Origin of the sequence: Sellimonas catena, assembly GCF_027924685.1 — a bacterium.
In the GTDB taxonomy this organism is placed as follows: Bacteria; Bacillota; Clostridia; order Lachnospirales; family Lachnospiraceae; genus Sellimonas; species Sellimonas catena.
Genome location: NZ_BSBO01000022.1, coordinates 35,623 through 56,382, shown reverse-complemented (window position 1 = coordinate 56,382; position 20,760 = coordinate 35,623). Strand labels below are relative to the sequence as shown.

At 44.3% G+C, this 20,760-nt stretch carries 19 protein-coding genes; 18 read left to right on the top strand and 1 reads right to left on the bottom strand.

The annotated features are described in order from the left end of the window. Positions 1–19 precede the first annotated feature (19 nt). Positions 20–1,129, top strand: a complete 1,110-nt coding sequence (locus Selli1_RS11150; RefSeq protein WP_087167084.1) for an AAA family ATPase — start codon at positions 20–22, stop codon at positions 1,127–1,129. Continuing rightward, the gene (locus Selli1_RS11145; protein WP_087167085.1) at positions 1,130–1,861 is read left to right on the top strand and encodes a DUF3226 domain-containing protein; all 732 of its coding nucleotides are present in this window, start codon (positions 1,130–1,132) and stop codon (positions 1,859–1,861) included. Between the two features lie 64 nt (positions 1,862–1,925). On the opposite strand, the gene Selli1_RS11140 is transcribed toward Selli1_RS11145, so the two are convergent. Beyond that, positions 1,926–2,660, bottom strand: coding sequence for a lysophospholipid acyltransferase family protein (locus tag Selli1_RS11140; RefSeq protein WP_281873030.1), 735 nt, complete (start codon positions 2,658–2,660; stop codon positions 1,926–1,928). A 168-nt stretch (positions 2,661–2,828) separates the two neighbouring features. Between Selli1_RS11140 and Selli1_RS11135 the strand changes: the two genes are divergently transcribed. The 16 genes from Selli1_RS11135 (at position 2,829) to Selli1_RS11060 (ending at position 20,652) form a co-directional block, all read left to right on the top strand. Beyond that, positions 2,829–3,260 (top strand): protease complex subunit PrcB family protein, encoded by a 432-nt coding sequence (locus Selli1_RS11135; RefSeq protein WP_281873029.1) that lies wholly within the window; start codon positions 2,829–2,831, stop codon positions 3,258–3,260. A gap of 11 nt (positions 3,261–3,271) precedes the next feature. Further along, the gene (locus Selli1_RS11130) at positions 3,272–4,831 is read left to right on the top strand and encodes a DUF3794 and LysM peptidoglycan-binding domain-containing protein (RefSeq protein WP_087167088.1); all 1,560 of its coding nucleotides are present in this window, start codon (positions 3,272–3,274) and stop codon (positions 4,829–4,831) included. A gap of 118 nt (positions 4,832–4,949) precedes the next feature. Continuing rightward, on the top strand, positions 4,950–5,837 hold the full coding sequence (gene ispE, locus Selli1_RS11125; protein ID WP_087167089.1) for a 4-(cytidine 5'-diphospho)-2-C-methyl-D-erythritol kinase: 888 nt from the start codon (positions 4,950–4,952) through the stop codon (positions 5,835–5,837). Next, a complete protein-coding gene (locus Selli1_RS11120) occupies positions 5,837–6,529 on the top strand; it encodes a GntR family transcriptional regulator (RefSeq protein ID WP_087167090.1) in 693 nt (230 codons plus the stop codon). The genes ispE and Selli1_RS11120 overlap by 1 nt, the downstream gene beginning before the upstream one ends. A 59-nt stretch (positions 6,530–6,588) precedes the next feature. Then, positions 6,589–7,209 carry a stage II sporulation protein R gene (gene spoIIR / locus Selli1_RS11115; protein WP_281873028.1) on the top strand — a complete coding sequence of 207 codons (621 nt, stop codon included), beginning with the start codon at positions 6,589–6,591 and terminating at the stop codon, positions 7,207–7,209. 40 nt (positions 7,210–7,249) lie between these two features. Beyond that, positions 7,250–8,437, top strand: coding sequence for a cation diffusion facilitator family transporter (locus Selli1_RS11110; protein WP_281873027.1), 1,188 nt, complete (start codon positions 7,250–7,252; stop codon positions 8,435–8,437). Positions 8,438–8,449: 12 nt separating this feature from the next. Further along, positions 8,450–9,211, top strand: coding sequence for an acyl-[acyl-carrier-protein] thioesterase (locus Selli1_RS11105; RefSeq protein ID WP_087253702.1), 762 nt, complete (start codon positions 8,450–8,452; stop codon positions 9,209–9,211). After that, positions 9,177–10,004, top strand: a complete 828-nt coding sequence (locus tag Selli1_RS11100) for a CvfB family protein (RefSeq protein ID WP_191435513.1) — start codon at positions 9,177–9,179, stop codon at positions 10,002–10,004. Before Selli1_RS11105 ends, Selli1_RS11100 begins: the two co-directional genes overlap by 35 nt. Positions 10,005–10,046: 42 nt before the next feature. Beyond that, positions 10,047–10,280, top strand: coding sequence for a polya polymerase (locus Selli1_RS11095; protein WP_087167095.1), 234 nt, complete (start codon positions 10,047–10,049; stop codon positions 10,278–10,280). 220 nt (positions 10,281–10,500) lie between these two features. Then, entirely contained in the window at positions 10,501–11,094 is a 594-nt protein-coding gene (locus Selli1_RS11090; protein WP_281873025.1) for a hypothetical protein, read from the top strand. Then, positions 11,069–11,833, top strand: a complete 765-nt coding sequence (locus Selli1_RS11085) for a LytR/AlgR family response regulator transcription factor (protein ID WP_191435509.1) — start codon at positions 11,069–11,071, stop codon at positions 11,831–11,833. Before Selli1_RS11090 ends, Selli1_RS11085 begins: the two co-directional genes overlap by 26 nt. After that, the gene (locus tag Selli1_RS11080) at positions 11,809–13,140 is read left to right on the top strand and encodes a sensor histidine kinase (RefSeq protein WP_281844404.1); all 1,332 of its coding nucleotides are present in this window, start codon (positions 11,809–11,811) and stop codon (positions 13,138–13,140) included. The genes Selli1_RS11085 and Selli1_RS11080 overlap by 25 nt, the downstream gene beginning before the upstream one ends. Next, positions 13,137–13,286, top strand: coding sequence for a hypothetical protein (locus tag Selli1_RS11075; RefSeq protein WP_162610124.1), 150 nt, complete (start codon positions 13,137–13,139; stop codon positions 13,284–13,286). Before Selli1_RS11080 ends, Selli1_RS11075 begins: the two co-directional genes overlap by 4 nt. 54 nt (positions 13,287–13,340) lie before the next feature. Next, on the top strand, positions 13,341–16,373 hold the full coding sequence (locus Selli1_RS11070) for a type 2 lanthipeptide synthetase LanM family protein (RefSeq protein ID WP_087167099.1): 3,033 nt from the start codon (positions 13,341–13,343) through the stop codon (positions 16,371–16,373). 575 nt (positions 16,374–16,948) lie between these two features. Next, a complete protein-coding gene (locus Selli1_RS11065) occupies positions 16,949–17,452 on the top strand; it encodes a hypothetical protein (RefSeq protein ID WP_191437147.1) in 504 nt (167 codons plus the stop codon). Positions 17,453–17,955: 503 nt separating this feature from the next. Then, positions 17,956–20,652, top strand: a complete 2,697-nt coding sequence (locus tag Selli1_RS11060) for an FtsX-like permease family protein (protein ID WP_281873023.1) — start codon at positions 17,956–17,958, stop codon at positions 20,650–20,652. The last annotated feature ends 108 nt before the right edge of the window (positions 20,653–20,760 follow it).

The window sequence follows — 20,760 nt, the reverse complement described above, 5'->3', positions numbered from 1 at the left end:
CAGAGAGGAAGAAAGGCGAATGACATATATTAATAGTCTGGACATTCAATCGTTCAGAGGAATTTCTTCATTACAATTAGATCAGCTTTCCAGTATTAATATTCTGACAGGGGATAATAATTCTGGAAAAACAAGTGTACTCGAAGTCATAGAAAGTTACAGTAATCCAGAAAGCCTCAAAATGTGGGGGACATTGTTAAGAAAGGGATCGTCAGCGTCGGCATATTCTTTTTATGAAGGATTCTATGACCTATTTAATATCAATGAAAAAGATAAGAGTATCGAATACACTATTAAAAGCCAGGACTCTATATCAAAACATGTTGTAAAAGAAAGAATACGAGTTGATGCACGGATTATAGACGAAGAGATGACCGAATCTGAGTATAATCAAGTAAGAGAAATTGTCAATTATGCCCCAAGCGATTCAGAAGAAATGCTTCAGAGAGTGGGAAAGATGGAGCTTTGTATCCGAATCAATGATTCGACCGTGGCAAAAGGCTGGGTGTATGAGGGGCAAAGACGTTTAGATACCGCTTCCGTTGGAACAGAAGGAAAGCAAAAACATAATATAGTCTATATTGCGCCATCCAGTCATACGGATGCAGATATATATCTTACAGATATTCTAAAATATCCGAATCTTTATGAAGAAATGTTAGAGATATTAAAAGATTATGATGAAAATATTATCAGCATTAATTATGATAAAGGGAATCATAATTATGGAAAAGGTATCTATAAAATCTTGTCAAAGTCGTATCAGGAAGCTTTGCCATTGAATGTATATGGCGATGGAATGAAAAAAGCAGTTTTGCTGATGAGTGCAGTTTTAAAGGCGCAAGACGGGATTTTGCTTCTGGATGAATTTGAAACTGCAATTCATACATCAGCTATGAGCAGAACATTTCGATGGATTTTGGAAACTTGTCTTAAACTGAATGTACAGGTGTTTTTAACGTCACACAGCAAAGAAGCGATTGATAAAGTTTTAAAATGTTCTGAAAAAGTGAGAAGTCGTACAGCAGTATATACTCTTTACAGAAAGAAGGATAAAATCACAGTTAGGCGGCTTTCCGGAAATAAAGCGTTGGAAGTACAGGACGAAATGGGATTGGAGTTGAGATAAATGAAAAGTATGTTAATCTGCGAAGGCTCAACGGATTCCGTTCTGATCCAGTACTTTATGAGAAACACATATCAGTGGGAGGACACCCGGGAGAGTTTCCTCATAAGTAAAAAATTTAAAACATTTCGTGTTCTCAAAAAAGAAGAGCGATTATTGTGCATAGGAGGAAGCGGAGGAGCCAGTCGGATTTTGGAAAAGTTTGGATATATGCTGGAACTAAACAGTCTGGCTGCCGATGAAGAAGAATATAATAAAATTGTGATTCTGACGGATCGGGATGAGGTCGATACGGAGGCAGAATTCTGTACTAAGATTAGAGACATGATGTCTGAGCGACATGTACAAACTCAGCAAGAGATAAAGAATAATGAATGGATTCATTGTCATATGCAAAACGGACAGAAAAAGGAAATTACGGTGGATATATTATTACTGGTAATTCCGTTTGAGGAAACGGGAGCGATGGAAACATTTCTTTTGAAAGCGATTGCTGAAAACGATCCATATGACGCTCAATTGATCTGTCAAAGCAATCAGTTTGTAGAATCCGTAGATCCGAAAAAAAGATATTTAAATAAACGAAGATATATTACTAAGGCAAAATTTGATGTATTTTTTTCAGTTAGGACTGCTGCAGAGCAGTTTGTGGAACGGCAGAACATACTCAGAAGTGTGCCATGGGAGAAGTATCAGAAGATACAGGAATGTTTCAAAAAATTTGCGGATCTTTAAAAGAACAGAACGATAAAGGGGAGACAGTGACTCATAGGGCCGCTGTCTCCCCTTAACTGTTGCCTTATACCATATCCGCGTTTTTCTCAATCGTTTCCTTAATAATCGCTTCAAAATACGGCGCGAGATGTTTTCTTGTCTCCTTGTCCAGATCTTTCGGATATACCGGCTTCCCGTACTCTACGACCACATGAGTCTTCCGGACAAACGGAAGATGGGCTTCAAAAATCTGAGCGGTATTATTCAAACTGATCGGGACAATCGCACATCCCGCCTTTTCCGCAATCTTAAAGGACCCCTCTTTAAAAGGAAGAAGACTTAACTCTTCTCCGGTATTTCTCGTTCCTTCCGGGAAAATACAGATGGAAATCCCGCTCTTTACATAGTCAATCGCCTGAAGAATCGTTTTCATGCCCTGCTTCGGATCTTCGCGGTCCAGAAACAGGCAGTATACATACTTCATCCAGGTGGAGAGAAGAGGAATCCTCTCCATCTCCTTTTTGGCAACATATCCGGTGAGCCGCGGGCATCTGGAATAGGTCAGCAGAATATCGAAATAACTTCTGTGATTTCCCACAAACAGGACCGGCTCATCCGGAATATTCTCAAGTCCGATCACCGTAGCATCTACGCCCGCGATTTTCAGGATACATTTAAAACCCCACTGCACAATCCGCAGGGAAGAAAGATCGCGCATCTGCCGGTTTTTCTTTCCGATCAGCCATTCCACGAAAAAGACCGGTATGGAAAGAATCAGATAGACAACCAGATAAATGACAATACAGATAAAGCGAATCATGGGGATACGCTCCTTTCCATAAAATTTAATAGACAGTATGTCGAAAAAAGACGTACTTACAAAGTAACACTATTATACTATAAAAATGCGCGAAAAGAAATCAAGATTTGGTATTTTTTATGGGAAGTTTGTGTAAGATGATAAAGAGAAACTGCAGGATCGCATGGAATGAGCAAAAAAGTAGGAAATTTCCGAAAAATCATCTTCTCCTGTACTGCAGTCTTCCTGATTTTATGCATGTCCGGATGCTCTGTCACGGACCTGGGAGGAACGAAAAAGCAGGAGCTGGACTTTACGGTCCTGGAAAAGGAAGACATACCGGAGGAATTAAAGACTCAAATCGAAGAGAAAAAGGACGAACCGATGAAGCTGACGTATACGGACCAGGGACAGATGTACCTTGTCAGAGGGTATGGAAAAAAGGAGAGCAGCGGATACAGCATTGAGGTAAAAGAACTTTACGAGACCGAAAACGCCGTCCATATCCGCACGGAGCTGAAAGGACCGGGAGAAAAGGAACAGGTCATCGAAAAACACACATGGCCTTATCTTGTCGTGAAACTGGATTATCAGGACAGACATGTTGTCTTTGAAGAATGAGGAGGTTCCCTATGGAGTTGGTAAAAAAACAGATTATGAAACAATGGAGCGGAAAGCCGGTGACAGACCAGTTTCTGATTGATGAAGACTACAATGTGCCGGACAACAAAAAGGATATCAAAAAAGTCATGCAAAGCGAAGGAACGCTGCGGATCGAGGAAATCCGAAAGGTGGATCATTATGTGAAAATCCATGGAAAGCTGATGTTCAAAATTCTCTATGTCACCGATGAGGCGGATGAAAAGATGGCAGAAATCTCCGGACAGTTCCCGTTTGAAGAGATGGTTTACACAGAAGAGGAACGGGGAGACTGGCTGATCCGAAGCACCAGAACAGATGTGACGGCGGTGATGATCCATTCCAGAAAGCTCAATATCCGGACCATGGCGGAGATGGTGCTGGTTCCGGAAGCCGGAGAGGAAGGCGAATTGACGATAGACGTGGACGGCGTCGACCGGTGCTGTAAGAAAAAGGAGACCCGGAAGATTCTGAAGATGCTGACTTCCATCCGTGATACATACCGGATCAAAGAGGAAATCCACCTTCCGAAAGGGAAAGAAAATATTGCCTCCCTGCTGTGGACGGATATCAAACCGCAGCGGCTGGATACGAAACTGATACAGGACGGACTGATCGTGGAAGGGGAGCTGCTTGTTTTTGCCTTTTATGAGACGCCGGATGAGACATTGAACTGGATCGAGGAGCCGGTACGCTTTGAGGGCAGAATTCCGTGCCCGGGAGCAGACGAGACAATGTTCCACCAGATCGACAGCGCTTTTACCGACGAAAACGCGGAAGTGCGGCTGGATGAGGACGGAGAAATGCGGATTGTCGGCATTGAGGCATCGCTGGAAGTGAAAGCTTCCGTTTTCGAGGAGGAAGAAGTGGAAATCCTTCAGGATCTGTATTCTTTAAGCTGCAATCTGACAGCTGAAAAGGAGAAGGATGAATATGAGCAGATGGTGATGCAGAACCACCTGAAATGCAGTGTCAGCGAGACCCTTTCCCTGCCGGAACTCAAAGACAATATTTTTCAGATCTGCCATACGTCGGGCAGCCTTGAAATTGTCCGGACGGAAGCGAAAGAAGAAGGAATTCAGGTAGAAGGAATCCTCCACATCGGATTTTTGTATGTCAAGCCGGATGATGATATTCCGTTTGACACCTGGCAGGGCATGGTCCCGTTTTCCTGTATGCTGGAATGCAATGAAATGTATCCGGATATCCGCTGTTCCTTAAACGGCTGCATCGAACAGCTGACAGTCAACCTTCTGGGACAGGGGAAAGCGGAGATTAAGGCTGCCGTCTGCTTCCGGGCGCTGGTAAGGAAACCGGTGGAAATCGAAAATATCAAAGGCATTACCATGGAAGAACGCTCGATGGAAGAACTGGCAAAGAGACCGGGTATTGTAGGGTATGCAGTCAAAGACGGAGATGATCTGTTCTCCCTTGCCAAGCGGTTCGGAACGACCGAAGAGAGCATCTGTGAGGTCAATGGAATCGAGAAGGAAAAAGGACTGCGTCCAGGTGAGAGGATATTGATTTTTAAGGAAAATTTGAGTATACTATAAGAAAATGTATACAAAATACATATTGTCCGTTTCTTCTATATATATAGAATCTTTTATAAGATCCGGAACAGGAAGAAAAGGGCAGGAGAGAAAAGAGGATAAACTAAGGAGAGATTGGATGGAACGAATTCAGTTAAAAGCACTTGGAAAGATTAATCTGGGGCTCGATGTACTTGGAAGAAGAGAAAACGGATATCACGATGTCAGGATGATCATGCAGACCGTCTACCTGTATGATGAGGTCACGCTGGAAAAGCGGAAAGAGCCTGGCATTACCGTTGCATCCAATCTCGTTTTTTTGCCGACGGATGAAAGCAACATTGCGTTTCGTGCAGCAAAGATTCTGCTGGATGAATTTGGAGAAAAGCACGGAGTTTCCATCACGTTGAAAAAGCACATTCCGGTGGCGGCAGGGATGGCAGGCGGAAGCGCGGACGCCGCCGCCGTGCTCTTCGGGATGAACCGGCTTTTCGGATGGAAATTAAGTGAAAAAGAACTGATGGAGCGCGGGGTCACACTTGGCGCGGATGTCCCGTACTGTATCATGCGGGGAACGGCTCTGGCAGAAGGAATCGGGGAAAAGCTTACCCGCCTTCCGGCCATGCCAAAATGCCACGTTCTCATTGCAAAACCGCCCATCAGCGTCTCCACAAAGATGGTCTACGAAAAGCTGGATTCTTCTGCCATCGTGGATCATCCGGACATTGACGGAATCATCGAAGGACTTCGGGCAAAAGACGTCACCCGTGTGGCCGGCTCGATGGGAAATGTCCTGGAGAGTGTGACAGAGAAACAGTACCCGGTGATCACGCAGATCAAAGAAGAGATGCTTCGCGGCGGAGCCATGAACGCCATGATGAGCGGAAGTGGACCTACCGTATTCGGCCTGTTCAGGGAACGCAGTATGGCAAAGAAAACAGCGGAACAGATTCGACAGAAGGGATTTGCAAGACAGATTTACACAACAACCATTCACAATGTACGAAAGAACAGGAGGAACGATTGATGGAAGCAGATTTTGGAGCAGAAATGAATGAGTATCTTCCGCTGCGCGACGTGGTGTTCAATACACTCCGCCAGGCGATTTTGAGAGGAGAGTTAAAGCCGGGAGAACGGTTGATGGAAGTCCAGCTTGCGAAAAAGCTGGGCGTGAGTCGTACACCGATCCGTGAGGCGATCCGGAAGCTGGAGCTGGAAGGGCTGGTACTGATGATTCCGCGAAGAGGAGCAGAAGTGGCGGAAATCACGGAGAAAAGCATGCGGGACGTGCTGGAAGTCAGACGGGCGCTGGAAGTGCTTGCGGTCAGCCTGAGCTGCGAGCGGATCACAAAGGAGCAGATTGAAGAGCTCAAAAAGGCGGCGGAAGAGTTTGACCGGTCGCTGACATCTGATGATGTGACAAGGACTGCCGAGGCAGACGTCCACTTCCACGACATCATTTACAACTCTACAGAAAACCAGAGACTGATCCAGCTTCTGAACAATCTGGGAGAGCAGATGTACCGGTACCGGGTGGAATACTTAAAGCACCGGGAATTCCATCCGCAGATCTCAAAAGAACACAAAGAGCTGATCACCTATCTGGAAGCAGGCGCAAAAGAGCAGGCGGAAGAAAAAATCGGCGTACACATCGACAAGCAGGCAAGAACCGTGCTTGAGACGATCCGCCGGAATAAAAATCCGGAAAAAGCAGAATAAATCAACCAGATCCGGCAATACTCCCGTTAGTAATGGAAACAACGGGAGGGACATGGATCATGGAAAAACGAAGAAATCTCATCATGGCAGCGTTAGCTGTCATGATTTCGCTGATGCTGACTGCGTGTGTCTGGCGCACGGAGACAGTCAGCGCAAAAGTAGAGAAAACACAGGAGCACATGGCAGAGGAAGTGCTGCGCTTCCATGTGCTTGCAAACAGCGACAGCAAAGAGGACCAGAACCTGAAAATGAAAGTAAAGGATACGGTTGTCTCCTGGATGGAAGAAGAGATGGATACAAAAAGCCTTGCACAGACAAAAGCATTTATCCGCTCCCACCTTCCGCAGATCGAAGCACTTGCCGAAGAGACCATCCAGAAGGAAGGATATTCCTATCCGGTCTGGGCATCCCTTGAGTGGACAGTCTTCCCGGAAAAGACCTACGGGGATATCACCTTTCCGGCCGGAACGTATGAAGCGCTCCGGATCCAGATCGGGGAAGCAAAAGGGCACAACTGGTGGTGTGTTCTGTATCCGAGCCTTTGCTTTATCGACAGCGTCCATGCGGTCGTCCCGGAAAAAGGGAAAAAGCAGCTGGAACATGTCCTGACAGAAGAGGAATATGAGATGGTGACAGCGACATCAAAATTCAAAATCAAATGGTTCTTCTTCGGATCATAAAGAAAAAGTACTTCAGGACAAAAGACGAAAGGGAAAAGGAATGACAGAATTTTTAGTAAGACGGTTTGTAAAAAACTACGAACAGACAGAGACGGTTGCGGTGCGGACAGCCTACGGAGTACTGGCAAGTGTGGTGGGTATCCTCTGCAATGTCTTTCTCTTTCTTGTAAAAGGAGCCGTGGGAATTATACTTCACAGTATTTCCGTTACGGCAGACGCATTCAACAATCTTTCCGATGCCGGATCATCGATCATCGGTCTCGTCGGGGTCAAGATGGCGGAAAAGCCCGCCGATGAGGAACATCCCTTCGGACATGGGCGGATCGAGTATATCGCGGCGCTTGTTGTGGCATTTATTGTGCTGGAAGTAGGATTCACCTTTCTGAAAGACGCCGTCGGGAGAATCCGGAATCCGGAAATTTTAAGCTTCAATACCATCTCGGTTGTTATACTGATCCTGTCCATCGGGGTCAAGCTGTGGATGGCCGCGTTTAACCGGAAACTCGGAAAAAAGATTGATTCCAAAGTCATGCTGGCCACAGCAGCCGATGCCATGGGAGATGTGACAACGACAACGGCGACAATCCTCTCAGTGCTGTTTTTCCGTGTGACAGGGATCAATATCGACGGTTTCGTCGGAATCGGCGTGGCGCTCGTTGTCATGTGGGCCGGAGTAGGAATCGCGAAAGATACACTGGAACCATTAATCGGGGAAGCGGTTCCCCAGGAAACCTTTGATGAAATCACAAAGTTTGTAGAATCCTACGACGGCATTGTCGGGACACACGATCTTCTGGTACATAATTACGGACCGGGACGGAGCATGGCGTCCATCCATGCGGAAGTGCCAAATGACGTCAATATCGAAGTTTCCCACGAGATCATCGACCGGATCGAGCGGGATGCCAGAAAATATCTGGGTATCTATCTTCTGATCCACATGGATCCGATCGAGACAAAAGATCAGGATGTACTTCAGATCCGGGAAAAGGTGGAACACATTGTGGCCGAGACCGATCCGGAAGCAAGCATTCATGACTTCCGTATGGTGCCGGGCGAACATCAGATCAATCTGATCTTTGACATGGTGATGCCCCACGGGTATGATAAAGAAGAGGAAAATACACTGCTTCATCTGGTGATGGAGAAAATCCGTCATCTGGACGAGCGGTATCAATGCGTAATTACGATGGAAAAAAGCTATGTGGCAGAATCAAAAGAAAAGTAAAAGAGGGATGATATGTACGAGGTGAAATCAAGAGTACGGCTCAGTGAAGTGTCGGACAACGGATGCATGACACTTCCGGGCATAATCAATTCGTTCCAGGACGCAAGCATCTTTCAGTCGGAGGATCTTGGCGTAGGAACGAAGTATCTCGAAGAACAGAAAAAAGCATGGGTGCTTTCTTCCTGGCAGGTAGAAATCCTGCGCTATCCAAAACTTGGAGAAGAAATCCGGACCTGCACCTGGCCGACCGGATTCCACGGATTCTTCGGTGACCGGAACTTTGTCATGAAGGATCAAAATGGAGAAGTCACGGCGTATGCCAACTCAATCTGGGTTTACATGGATCTGGCATCCGGACGTCCGACCCGGCCTTCCGAAGAGGAGATCAGCCGTTACGGGATGGAAGAGCCGTATCCGATGGAATATGCATCCCGGAAAGTGCCGATGCCGGAAGGAGGAGTCAAAACGTCTCCGATCAAAGTCAGGAAGTATCATATTGACACGAACCATCACGTCAACAACTGCCAGTATGTGCAGATGGCGGTGGAACTTCTGGAAGAAAACGGGATGGAGCCGGACTTTTCCGGCCTGCGGGTAGAATATAAGAAATCAGCGGTTTACGGGGACATTCTTTATCCTTCATACAAGATACAGGACGGTATTTCGACAGTATTGCTTGGGGATGAGAATGGAAAGCCGTATGCGGTTGTGGAGCTAAAGCATAAAGGAGAACAGAACGATGAAATTGGGCGAAAAGCAAGTATTGACGATTGAAAAGCAGGTAGACTTCGGAGTATATCTGGGAACGGAAGAGGAGCATGTCCTTCTTCCGAAAAAACAGGTACCGAAAGGGGCAGAGCTGGGAGATCCTGTGGAAGTCTTTTTATACAAAGATTCCAGAGACCGTCTCATTGCAACGACAAATGAGCCGAAGCTCACCCTCGGAGAACTGGCGGTGCTGGAAGTGATCGATACCGGAAAGAACGGCGCATTCCTCGACTGGGGACTGGAAAAGGATCTCTTCCTTCCATTCAGGGAGCAGACCGGACCGGTGAAAAAGGGCGATCACGTTCTGGTAAGCCTTTACATTGACAAAAGCTCCCGCCTGTGCGCGACCATGAAAGTCTACGAAAAGCTGTCCTGCGATTCCCCGTACCAGAAAGACGATATGGTGGAAGGAATTGTCTACGAACTCAGTGACCGCTTCGGTGTCTTCGTGGCGGTAGACGGAAAATACTCTGCCCTGATCCCGAAACGGGAAGTGTACCATTCCTACCGGGTAGGCGAGACGATCCGTGCCAGAGTATCTGCAGTCAAAGACAACGGAAAACTGGATTTAAGCGTGCGGGAAAAAGCATTCATCCAGATGGATGTAGACGCGGCAAAACTGATGGACTACATGGAAAAACATGGCGGCCGGATTCCATTTACGGATAAGGCGGCGCCGGAAACGATCCGCAAGGAATTTGAGATGAGCAAAAACGAATTCAAACGGGCGGTGGGACGCCTCTTGAAAGAGAAAAAGATTGAAATCAGGGAAAAGGACATTGTCCTTGCAGGCAAATAAATCATATAAGAAACAAACAGGAAAAAGAAAGGAGAAACGCAGATGAAAGTACAGAACATTACGGACATTGACAAATTTTTTGAAGTAGTGGACAGCTGTAAAGGAAAGGTGGAACTGGTAACAGGAGAGGGTGACAGACTGAATCTCAAATCAAAACTGTCTCAGTATGTATCTCTGGCAAATATCTTTTCCAACGGCGAGATTCCGGAACTGGAAATCATTGCCTATGAAAAGGAAGATATCGACAAACTCGTATCCTTCATGATTAACGGCTAAGAAAACAAAACAGAATCAAAGAAAGCAGGGCGGAAGAGCAGATCTTCCGCCTTTTCAATACATTTTGCAAGCGTAGAAATACAAAAAGGAAAAGGGAAAATCGGAGAATTCGAGGACAAAAATGATGATTTCATGGCCAGTAGGGCGAAAATTAGTGAGAAATGTAGTACAATTTCATCAGGACGAAAAGATAGTTAAGTTGAGGGCGCAGGGAGAAAAAATGAAATTTGCCAAAGTAGAAGTCGAAGGAATCAAACTTGCGGTCTCAAAATTTTACAAAACGGACGCACTTCAGTGCAGGAAAATCTTATTAGAGAGTATTCAGTGGCTGAGGGATCGGTATGAGCGTTTGAAAGAGAAAGAAGATCTCAAGAAAGCGCTCTGCCACATGGAAGCGTATGGAGAGCTTGGCTTTTCATACGACGATGTAAAAGATGAGGCGGAAGAGATCTTCGGCCTGCTGGAAGCGGACAGGGAGGTGAGAAAGGAGTTTCGGAGACATTTCTGCGAAAAGATCGTCGTCAACAAAACAAGAGTCAACCGTCTGCTTGGACGATGGAATCCGGCCCGGCATTCTATGAGAATCAGTGATGCGGTGGATGATATCATCCGGAAAGTGACGGAACAGGAGGAGGGGATTTCCCTTTATCACTGCGGAAGAAAGATTGCCGGAGACGGGGAAGACGGACTGTGGGAGCATACTTTCCGCCTGCAGATACAGGATGGAGAAGCAATTTTCCACGATGTCAACAATAATCAATACTATCTTCTGCTGAAGGAGGAGACACATGCTGAAAATTGTAATTGTAGATGACGATAAACAAATGCAGGATATGATCCGGAACAAAATCAAAGAAACAGCGGACGCATTTCTGAACACACAACTTCTGGTTTTCTCATCCGGAGAAGCATTTCTGGAGTATGCGAAGACACAGGAATACGGAGAGGAAGGGGATCTCTTTTTTGTGGATATCGAACTTGGAGACGGTATGACCGGACTTGAATTTGGAAGGATTCTGCGAAAAACATATCCGAACCGGGGACTTGTATTTCTGACATCCCATACGGAATTTGCGCTGGAAAGCTATGAGATCGAGGCAGATCAGTATATTCTGAAAGAAACGATGGATGAGCGGCTGCCGCGTATTCTGGAAAAACTTATGCGCCGGCTGGGTGCGGAGAAAAATGATTTTCGGATGCTGAAACGTCAGGATGAACCGGAAGAAAAGGAACAGAAAGTCTTTTTCAGTGAGATGATTGCAGTCCATAAGAAAAAGATGGGAAAATATGCAGAATATGTGACTTTCCACGGGAACTTCAAAGAGCGGATTTCTTTGAGCGAATTGATGAAAGAACTGGACAGTAATGAATTTTTCCTTGCAGATCGAAGTAATATTATCAACCTCCGCAATGTCCAGGGAATCCAGGACAATACGATCTACATGGAGAAAGACTACGAACTTGAACTGAACCAGTACCGGATCGATGCAACGAAGAAACAGATTGAAGCTTACTGGAGGGAACAGAAATGGGACGACAAATTCATGGAATAGTACTGATTCTGCTTTCCATCTGTGAGGTGTGGATGTGCTATCAGGTCTTATACCGGACGGTATTGGAGAAGGAGCATCTGCGGAAATGGCAAAAGGTGCTGATCTGGGGGAATATTCTGGGGGCAGGCATCATTTTAGGGATTAATCGTAAGCTCCTTTTTTTCTCTATTACCATGTTTGTATTCGTTATTTCAATTACGCTATTCTGTGCCTGGATTGTAGAGAGAAAGAATATGTTAATTAAAATAGAAATCATTATTCTATATTATACGATTCTTGCTTTGCTGGATTTTTTCTGCGGATTTATCAGCATGGAAATGATCGGAAAACAATTTTGGGAAGAGATATATAAGTTTTCGCAGTCCATGGTGCAATGTGCGTTGTTTTTGATACCAAGAGCAGGTGTAGCTCTGCTTTTGGCAAAATGGGAAGAAAACGGTTTGGTTTTAAAAGGGGACAGAAAGAAGCTTGCACTCCTTTGTGCTATGTTTTTAGGACTTTTGAGGATATATTGGGTCATAATGATGAATATGGCAATAGATGCCAGAAAGGCACAAGGATGGGGTGCGGCAGTTTCGATGGTATTTGTGAGTGTGTTAACAGCAGGAGTTTTCATGTTTTTTCATCGTTTTCAACTGTTGAAAACAGAAAACAAAATGCTGTTGGAAATGGAAATACTATCCGAAAATCATATGAAAGATATGAAAATCATGATGGAAAAGAACAGAATACAGACCCATGACATGAAGCATCATCTGCTGATTTTGCGTGAGTATGGACAGGAGAAACAATGGGATTCGCTAATGTCATATCTCAACGAGTTGTCGGATGACATTTTGGTACAAAAGAAGACGGTGTGGACTCAAGTTGGAATTTTGGATACCCTTCTGGAACAGAAAAAGACAAAAGCAGAGTCAAAGGGGATCGAAGTTCGTGTCCAGGCGGATCGAATCGTAGGACTGCCTTTTTCAGATATGGAAATCTGCACCTTATTCAGTAATCTTTTGGACAATGCCATCGAAGCCTGTGAGAAAATCGAGGATGACAGGCGGTGGGTTGCGATACAGATCACACGAAAATCAGGGATGCTTTATCTTACCATTTCCAACAGTATCAAAGACAGACCGGCAGAACAAGAGGGAAAATTGATTACGAATAAACAAAATCATCAACTGCATGGGTATGGGATCAAAAGTGTACAGAAGATTGTCCGTAAATACGAAGGAGACTTTTCTTATCAGATACGTGAAAGTGAATTTATAGTAACCATTACATTTTGGAGATTAGAGGAGAGAAACGAAATATGAATCAAGAAGTGTATTTGTATACTGCCGGAGACTTAAAAAGCGAATTAAAAGAAATAAACGGGATGCAAGATCTGGAATTGGAAGAAGCAGTAGAGCGTTTTACTAATCCGGCTGGAGATACCTTTTTAACAATCTTATGTTGCTAATTATTTTAAGAGCAGGATGTTCATGCGAGCATCCTGCTTTTTTCGGAGGAGCTTATGAAAGATACGTATTTGTGGGAGAGAGAGTATAGAAAAGACCAGAAGAAACCAGCCAATGAAAAGAAAAAGCAATACTGGGAGCAGCTTTTAGGAGAAGCTTTGGTGTCGGAACTTCAAAAGCGACATCCTGACTTTCAGGCATATCTGGAAGATCAAAGATTTGAGCGAAAAGAAGGGACTTACACGGGAAGTTTGCGTGTGGAATATAGGGAATGGAATGATCCATCAAAGGAGATACGAAGAAAGATTGGAGATACGAAGCTGTTTTTTGCAGAATTTTACCAGCCTTTTTTGATAACAGGAATAGAGGAATTCAAACGTCAGTTACATACCGGGAAAGAGCAGATCACTTCGGGCGTATATGAAGATTTTGGGAATGAACTGGCGGTCCGTCTGCAAAATATGGCACTTCGCACTTTGATTGCGGAAATGCATGGTTACAAGCAAAGGGGAATGCTAAAGGGAGCGGACTCGAAAGAGGAGTATCAGGACTTTTGCAGAATATGTGGAAGAAAAGAGTTTTTCTATTATATCGCAGCCACCTATCCGGTTCTGATTCGATGTATCCGGGAGCGTATAGAGTGTCAGATCCAGTACTATGTACAGGTAGTGCAATGGTTCCGGGAAGATTCTGATAAAATCGGGGAACTCTTTTTTGACGGGGGAACTCAGGGCAGGATCACAGGGATAGAATCGGGACTATCGGATCTTCATAACGGTGGGAAAGAAGTACTGAAAATATGTCTGGAAAACGGGAAAAAGCTACTTTTAAAACCTCGTTCTATGGAGAATGAACAGTTTTTCACAAGGCTTCTGGGGTGGATCAGTGAAAGGACGGGTTCAAGCCAGTATCATTATAGAATCCTGTCCTGCCGCGACCATAGCTGGTGTGAAATCGTGGAATATCAAAGCTGTGAATCGGAGCAGGAGATCCGTCAGTATTACAGACGACTGGGAGAACAGCTCTTTCTCTCCTATCTCCTTGGAACGAGTGATATCCATGCGGAAAATCTGATTGCCTGTGGAGCATATCCGGTGATTGTGGATCTGGAAGCATTGGCACGACCGGGGAAAGAGATACAGGCAGAGTCAGCGGAGGATGCAATTTATTCCTGGATCCGGGAATCGGTGATTGGAACAGGAATCCTGCCTTTTTATGTGTGGAACAAAGAGGGAGAGGGAATTGACGGGAGCGCCATTCACAGCAAGAAAGGTCAAAAGCTTCCATTTCAGATTCCGGCGGTGGCGGAAGAAGAGACTTCCAACATGTATATCACCTACCGGGAGGGAGTTACTTCCGCAGGCAGGAATCTTGCATGGATGAAAGGAAAAGAGGAAACGATCACGGCATATGTGGACGATCTTCTTAGAGGATTTTCCGAGGCGTATCAGGCAGTGGAGAAAGAAAAAAGAAGCTTTCAAAGTGTTCTGGAAGAAGGGAAAGGACTCAAAAGCAGGGTTGTTTTGATGCATACGCAGCGGTACGCGATGCTGTTAAACAGTTCCTATCACCCGTCCCTTCTGATGGATGGAGCGGATCGGGAAATCTTCCTGTGTTCCATTGGACAGGGACGCCGGGACAGGGAAGAGCGGATTGTCCGGGAAGAAATCCGGGCATTGCTGCGGGGAGACATCCCATGCTTTTCCAGTGGAATGGATGAGAAGAGCTTATATGCCGGAGAGGAGAAGTGTGAGGAAGCCTTTTTTCAAAGGACAGCATACAGCCGGATTCTGGAACGTCTGGGAGGGATCGGTCAATCGGACCGGAATAAGCAGTGTGATCTGATTCGTACATCCATGGAACTTATTCCGGAGAATAAAGAGCATTTTGTGAATCAGATATACGAAGTCAGAGCGGACGAGGAATTTGAACGGACGGTGAATAAGGAAAGTCTGGATCGGGTCATTACTATGCTGTCAGACAGATTGTGCAGTTATGCGCTCTGGAATCAGAAGAGGAGCGAGGTGAGCTGGCCTGTCCTTCGCTTTGCTTCTTCCGGGAGCTGTGCGTGGCAGATCCGTCCGATGGGTATTTACTTTTATGATGGATTAAGCGGGATGCTGCTCCTTACTACTGTGATGCAGGAAAAACAAAAATCCGAAAGAATTGAGAGAATTCAGAAAGCGTTACAGAGACAGTTGTTTCGATATACAGATGAGGGGATGGAAGATCTAAAGAATCTACAGTCCCAAAATACCGGGGCGTATACAGGGGAAAGTTCTGTCGTCTATACCTATTTAAAACTGTATCAACTGACAAAGGAAGCGATTTATTTACAGTATGCCAGAAAACATGAAGAAATCGTTTCAAAAATCGTTCCGAAAGATACTTGTGCCGACCTGCTTGGAGGGAAAGCGGGAGCAGCATGGATCTTCCTTCAGATGTTTGAGCAGACGGGAGAAGAGAGATATGTGAAGGAGGCAGAAAAGGCGGTCTACTCTATGCTCCCGCAGGCGGTGAAGATGGATTGCGGAATCGGATGGAAATTGGAAACAGGAGAAAATCCAGTCAGTGGAATGGCACATGGAAACGCAGGAATTTTGATGCCGGTTCTTGCACTTTGGGAACTTACGAAGAAACAGGAGTATGAAATCCTGGCAGAAAAGATCCGGGAATATGAAGAGAGCCTTTATGATGAAAAAAGAGGAAACTGGATCGATCGAAGGAAAGATAAGGAAGAAGGAGAAGATACCGTAGCATGGTGCCATGGGGCGGCCGGGATCTTACTTGCGAGGCTGTGGTGCTATCAACGTGTGACGGACAGAGCATGGAAGGAAAGGTTGAAAAACGATATTGAAAGAGCGTATCGAAAAACAGAAACATACTGGAAACGCGACAGCTGGAGTCTGTGTCATGGAACAGGAGGTAATCTGTGGATTCTGGATATCGCAGATCGGGTACTTGGGAAGGAACAAAAGAACAGGATGGATATAGACGAATTCCGATTACTTCCACAGGAGAGATTGAATCCGGGGATTATGGGCGGATATGGGGGAATATTGTTATATCTTCTGCAAAAAATAAACTGAAAACAAAAAGAATATAAATCAAAGAACAGAAAAATAAATTAAATAAAAGAGTATTGAAAAAACAATAATGATGAATTAAAGTATAACTAACATAACAGAGAAAAAAGAGAGAATGAGGTGATGCCGGTGTATTTTAAAATATAATATTTTTTGAAAAACAAAAAGGCGTTTTGATAAGTAGAGGGATGGTTGAATAATCTACTCAGCACCAGCAAGGGGTGAATTATGAAAAGAAAATCTAAAATCAATTACCCGGCGATACTAGTGATCCTTACTGCAGTCGTATATGAGTTTATGTATAAACAAAATTTTTCTTCAATCTGGCTCAATTTTGTATCAACGATGGCTTCGGTCAGTTTTTCGATCTATCTGTTTTTTGAATGGAAAAAATCTCGCCGCCGTTTTGAACTGATATGCTTTATACTTTCTTTAATCCCAATATTTATTATTGGCAGTTATGTAATCAGAGTTTTGATGAAACAATAGATGCAAAGGAAATCTGGAGGAACTTGGGAATGGATCACCAAACTATAAAGAGAATATTGGTATTCTCCTTGTGTGCAGTCATAATAAGCTTGTCAGGTTGTTCTAAGGGAGAAGAAGAGCAAAAAGAGAAAGAAGTAGTAACTACGGTACTGGAAAAATTGTTTACAATTCCAAATCAGAAAATGCAGGATGCCTATGAAGAAGCAACGAAGATGGCAGAGCAGGATTCTTCTGAGACAACAGAACCGGGTGCATATGGAGTATATGATTTTCAAAAGTTACTGGAAGAAATGTACGGTTCATATTTTACAGAGGAAGGAATTGAAAGTATACCGTACTGGATTTATACGAATTTGAATGTATATGCTGCGGATCGGGATGTGACAGTTACGTTTAAAAGTGCGGATGTCCAGCCGGAAGAAAGCTCGGAGGGAAATTATTATACATTTGTAACTGAATTGGAGTATTCTATTGGTCGGGAAGAGGCATCGTTTGAACAGAATGGAACGGTACTGTTTGAAGATGGAAAGATCAAAAATATTTACTTTGCGGATGGGCTGATGACAGAGATTGAAAATCAACTGTTTATGTAAGAGATGACAGGAGGAAGGTAAAGATTGCTACCAGATACAAAACTGGTAGCAATCTTTTTTGAATATTTATTTGTTTGTCTAGAAGAAAATGAGTCAGATAGGATGGAAGAACTTCTTCTGTTGGTATCATTGCAGCTGAAAAAATAAAATTGTCAAGATGCATGATGAGAAAGGAAGCTGTAAATTGGATACGGAGGATTTAACTCAAAAAAAGAAAAGTACTGATATGTCTAAAGTTAATTTTTATGTTTAAAAACTGAATCTTATAAACGATTATTCTAGTAGAATTTTGTAATATCTTTAAAACAATTTTAATAACAAGAAAAATGGAAATTAGAGGACAGAAAAACCAAAGTCAAGGACAAAATATTGAAATCGTATTATCTGTAAATTATAGTAGGGTAAAAACGTGAGCAATAATTCATTTTAGATTTAAGAGAGAGGCAGTGGATTATCATAATGCCTCTCTTTCCTTAAGGGAAATTAGGAGAGGTGGGGAAAAGATGAAGACAGATAGAAAAAGCAAGTGGATCAGGTGCATACAGCTTGGCGGAGGCATTCTTGCGGTGTTGCCTTTGTTTTTTATGAAATTCCGTGCCCCAGGGGCATCGCTTTATTGGCCGAAAATGGCTGTCAGGATGATGCAAGAAGACGGATTCCACCCGGAATATCTGATTTTTGTTCTGACTTCGCTTTTTGTGATGGCGTCGGTGATCCGGATAGTTTTCATCCTGCGGGGAAAGAGACAGGGATGGTATTCCTATCTGCCTGTAGTGAGTCTGGTGGTGTATGGAGGAATGCTCGCGGTCATCACTAATACGATGGATCTGACACTTTATGTTAATTTTCCGCTGTATTATATCATCGTTTCCATAGTGGAATTTTTGAGTGTAAAATATTTGGAGCAGCAGGAAGAAATCAACGAACGGTACGAGACGATTCAGGAAGAAGAACGAAGAGAAAAAGCTCACCGAAAGAAGGCAGACTATTTTCCGGGAAAATATCCAAAAGAATTTTATCAGGTCATTCGGGCGAACCTCCGGTACCGGGGGAAAGATCAGGCAGTTTTCATTATGGCAGGGGCGATGCTTGCCGCAATTTGCTACATCGTTATTGCCATGTATCAGATGACAAATCAGCTCTACGGAGGAAAAGGGGAAACGCATACTGCCCTGGTGAGCGTCATGTTCGGGGAAGGCATCCATGGACTGTTCAAAAGTCTGGCACTGATTTTAGGAATTTTGAGTGTCTTGATGATGACCCTGGTGACTTCCTGGTATATGAAGGAGCAGAAGAAGGAATATCGTCTGATGGTGATCCTTGGAATCCGGAAGAATACGGCGTATCGTATTTTTCTTGCGGAGTTTTTCGGTAATCTTCTGATCGGTGCGCTCATAGGAATCCCGGCTGGAGCTCTGGGATCGGTCTTTATGAGAATGTCATTTGCGAAAAGCTTTCCTAAAAGTGTAGATCTGCCGGGAGTGGTGAGTGTTTCCCGGTTTCTGACAGGATTTCTGGTGTACCTTGTTTTGATGCTTTTGGCGCTTGGGTTCAATCAGGAAAACTTTATCGCTCTTGGAAATTCGACCAATCTGACCGAAGAAAAGATAAAGGAGCGACGACCGGAACGAAATCTGGTGTTTGTGGTTATCCTTGGAATCTTCTTTTATGTCCTTGGAATGAAGTGGTTTTCCATCCGGGGATGGGCAGAGATGAAAGTGGTTTACGTCCTTCCGGTACTTGGAATCCTCGGTCTTCTCATGGCGGGAATGGGACTGTGGCTGAAAAGACGAAAATGCCGGGCAGCATATTATCAGGGATTGTTCCGGTGGCATACATGGTATTACCATTTTTGGAAGAATGCCTGGGTGATGTTTTACCTCTCGATTATTCAGTTTTTACTTCTGTCGATGTTTTCACCGGCATTTATCAGTTCGATGATGAAGCAGAATGTAGAAACCATGTACCCGTATGATCTTGTATGTACGGCGTATGAGTCAGATCTTCCGGAGCTGGAACAGATCGTAAAAAAAGCCGGAGCTGATGTCATCGAGTACCCGATGGTGAGAATGACATCCTTATATGGAAGCGATCAAATTCCATCGTGGGCAGGCCCGCGCCCGGTGCAATGGCCGCAGGGACAGCATATCGCCATTTCCGAGACTTCTTATCACCAGATGCGGGAGAGGATGGGAAAGAAAGCAAACAATCTGGCACTTTCCGGGGAGGATATGCATGTCGTCTATCAGCAGGATCTTTCCGTCAAGACTAATACCATTGACTGGGATACGACCAGGATCGAAAAGCACCTGCGTTTTGGACAGCCTTTACAGTATTATGATACGGTAGACTATGAAAAAGCCTTTCCGAAACGTCGGATTGTAAGCGAAGAGAAGGACAGTCTGATTGGAAGTTTTCAGCAGGGAAAGCAGGAGAATCTGATTGTCCTGTCTGATGAATATTTTGAAAAAGTATGGAAGAAAATCACATCCCACAATCAGGAACACTGGGCGGAGCGGGAACATGCATCAGAGGAAGAGTGGATTCTTTATACCGGAACTCACACAGGCAATCTGACGGAAGGACCTACCATGCTACTTTGTATAAATGTCCCAGATGGAACAGAAAAGCAAGTCGCAGAGCAGATGGAATATTTGAAAGAGAAAAACCGGTTTGATCAGCTTTGGGACCGTTCGATCCAGCCTTTCTATGAGAAGACACAGATGATCCAAAATACGGAATCAGAAATCCTTCTGACCCGGACAGCAAACGGGTTTATCTTGCTGATCCTGCTGATGATGGCAGTCTTTCAATATGTTCTGTTTGTCAGGGAAGAGGAAAGAAATTGGAAATGGGAGAATGACTTTTTGGAAAAGCTGGGAATGAAGCAGAAAGACAGATGGGAAAAAATTGTATTTCAGCTCCGCTTTTTCATTCTTCTGCCATTAGTTCAGGCGTTGATCGGTGGAGCGCTGTTTGCTGCACTTACAGGAAAGGCAAGATTATTTACCGGGGAAGAGGGTATGGAATACGCAATGACTCTTGGCATTGTGTACCTGATATATGCCACAATTTGGCTTGGGATCTATCTGGCGATGAAACATGATATCAAAAAAAGAGTGATAGATCACGGGTTCCGTTGTACAGAAAACAACCTTGAGACGAAATCCGGCAATGTAGATAAGAAGATGGGGGTGTGATATACTAAAATCAATAAAAAGAAACCCAGAATTTGACAGGAGGTTGGTGTCATGGATAAGAACCAGGGCTAAAAGTAGAACTGTAAAAAAGAAATTTGATATTATTTA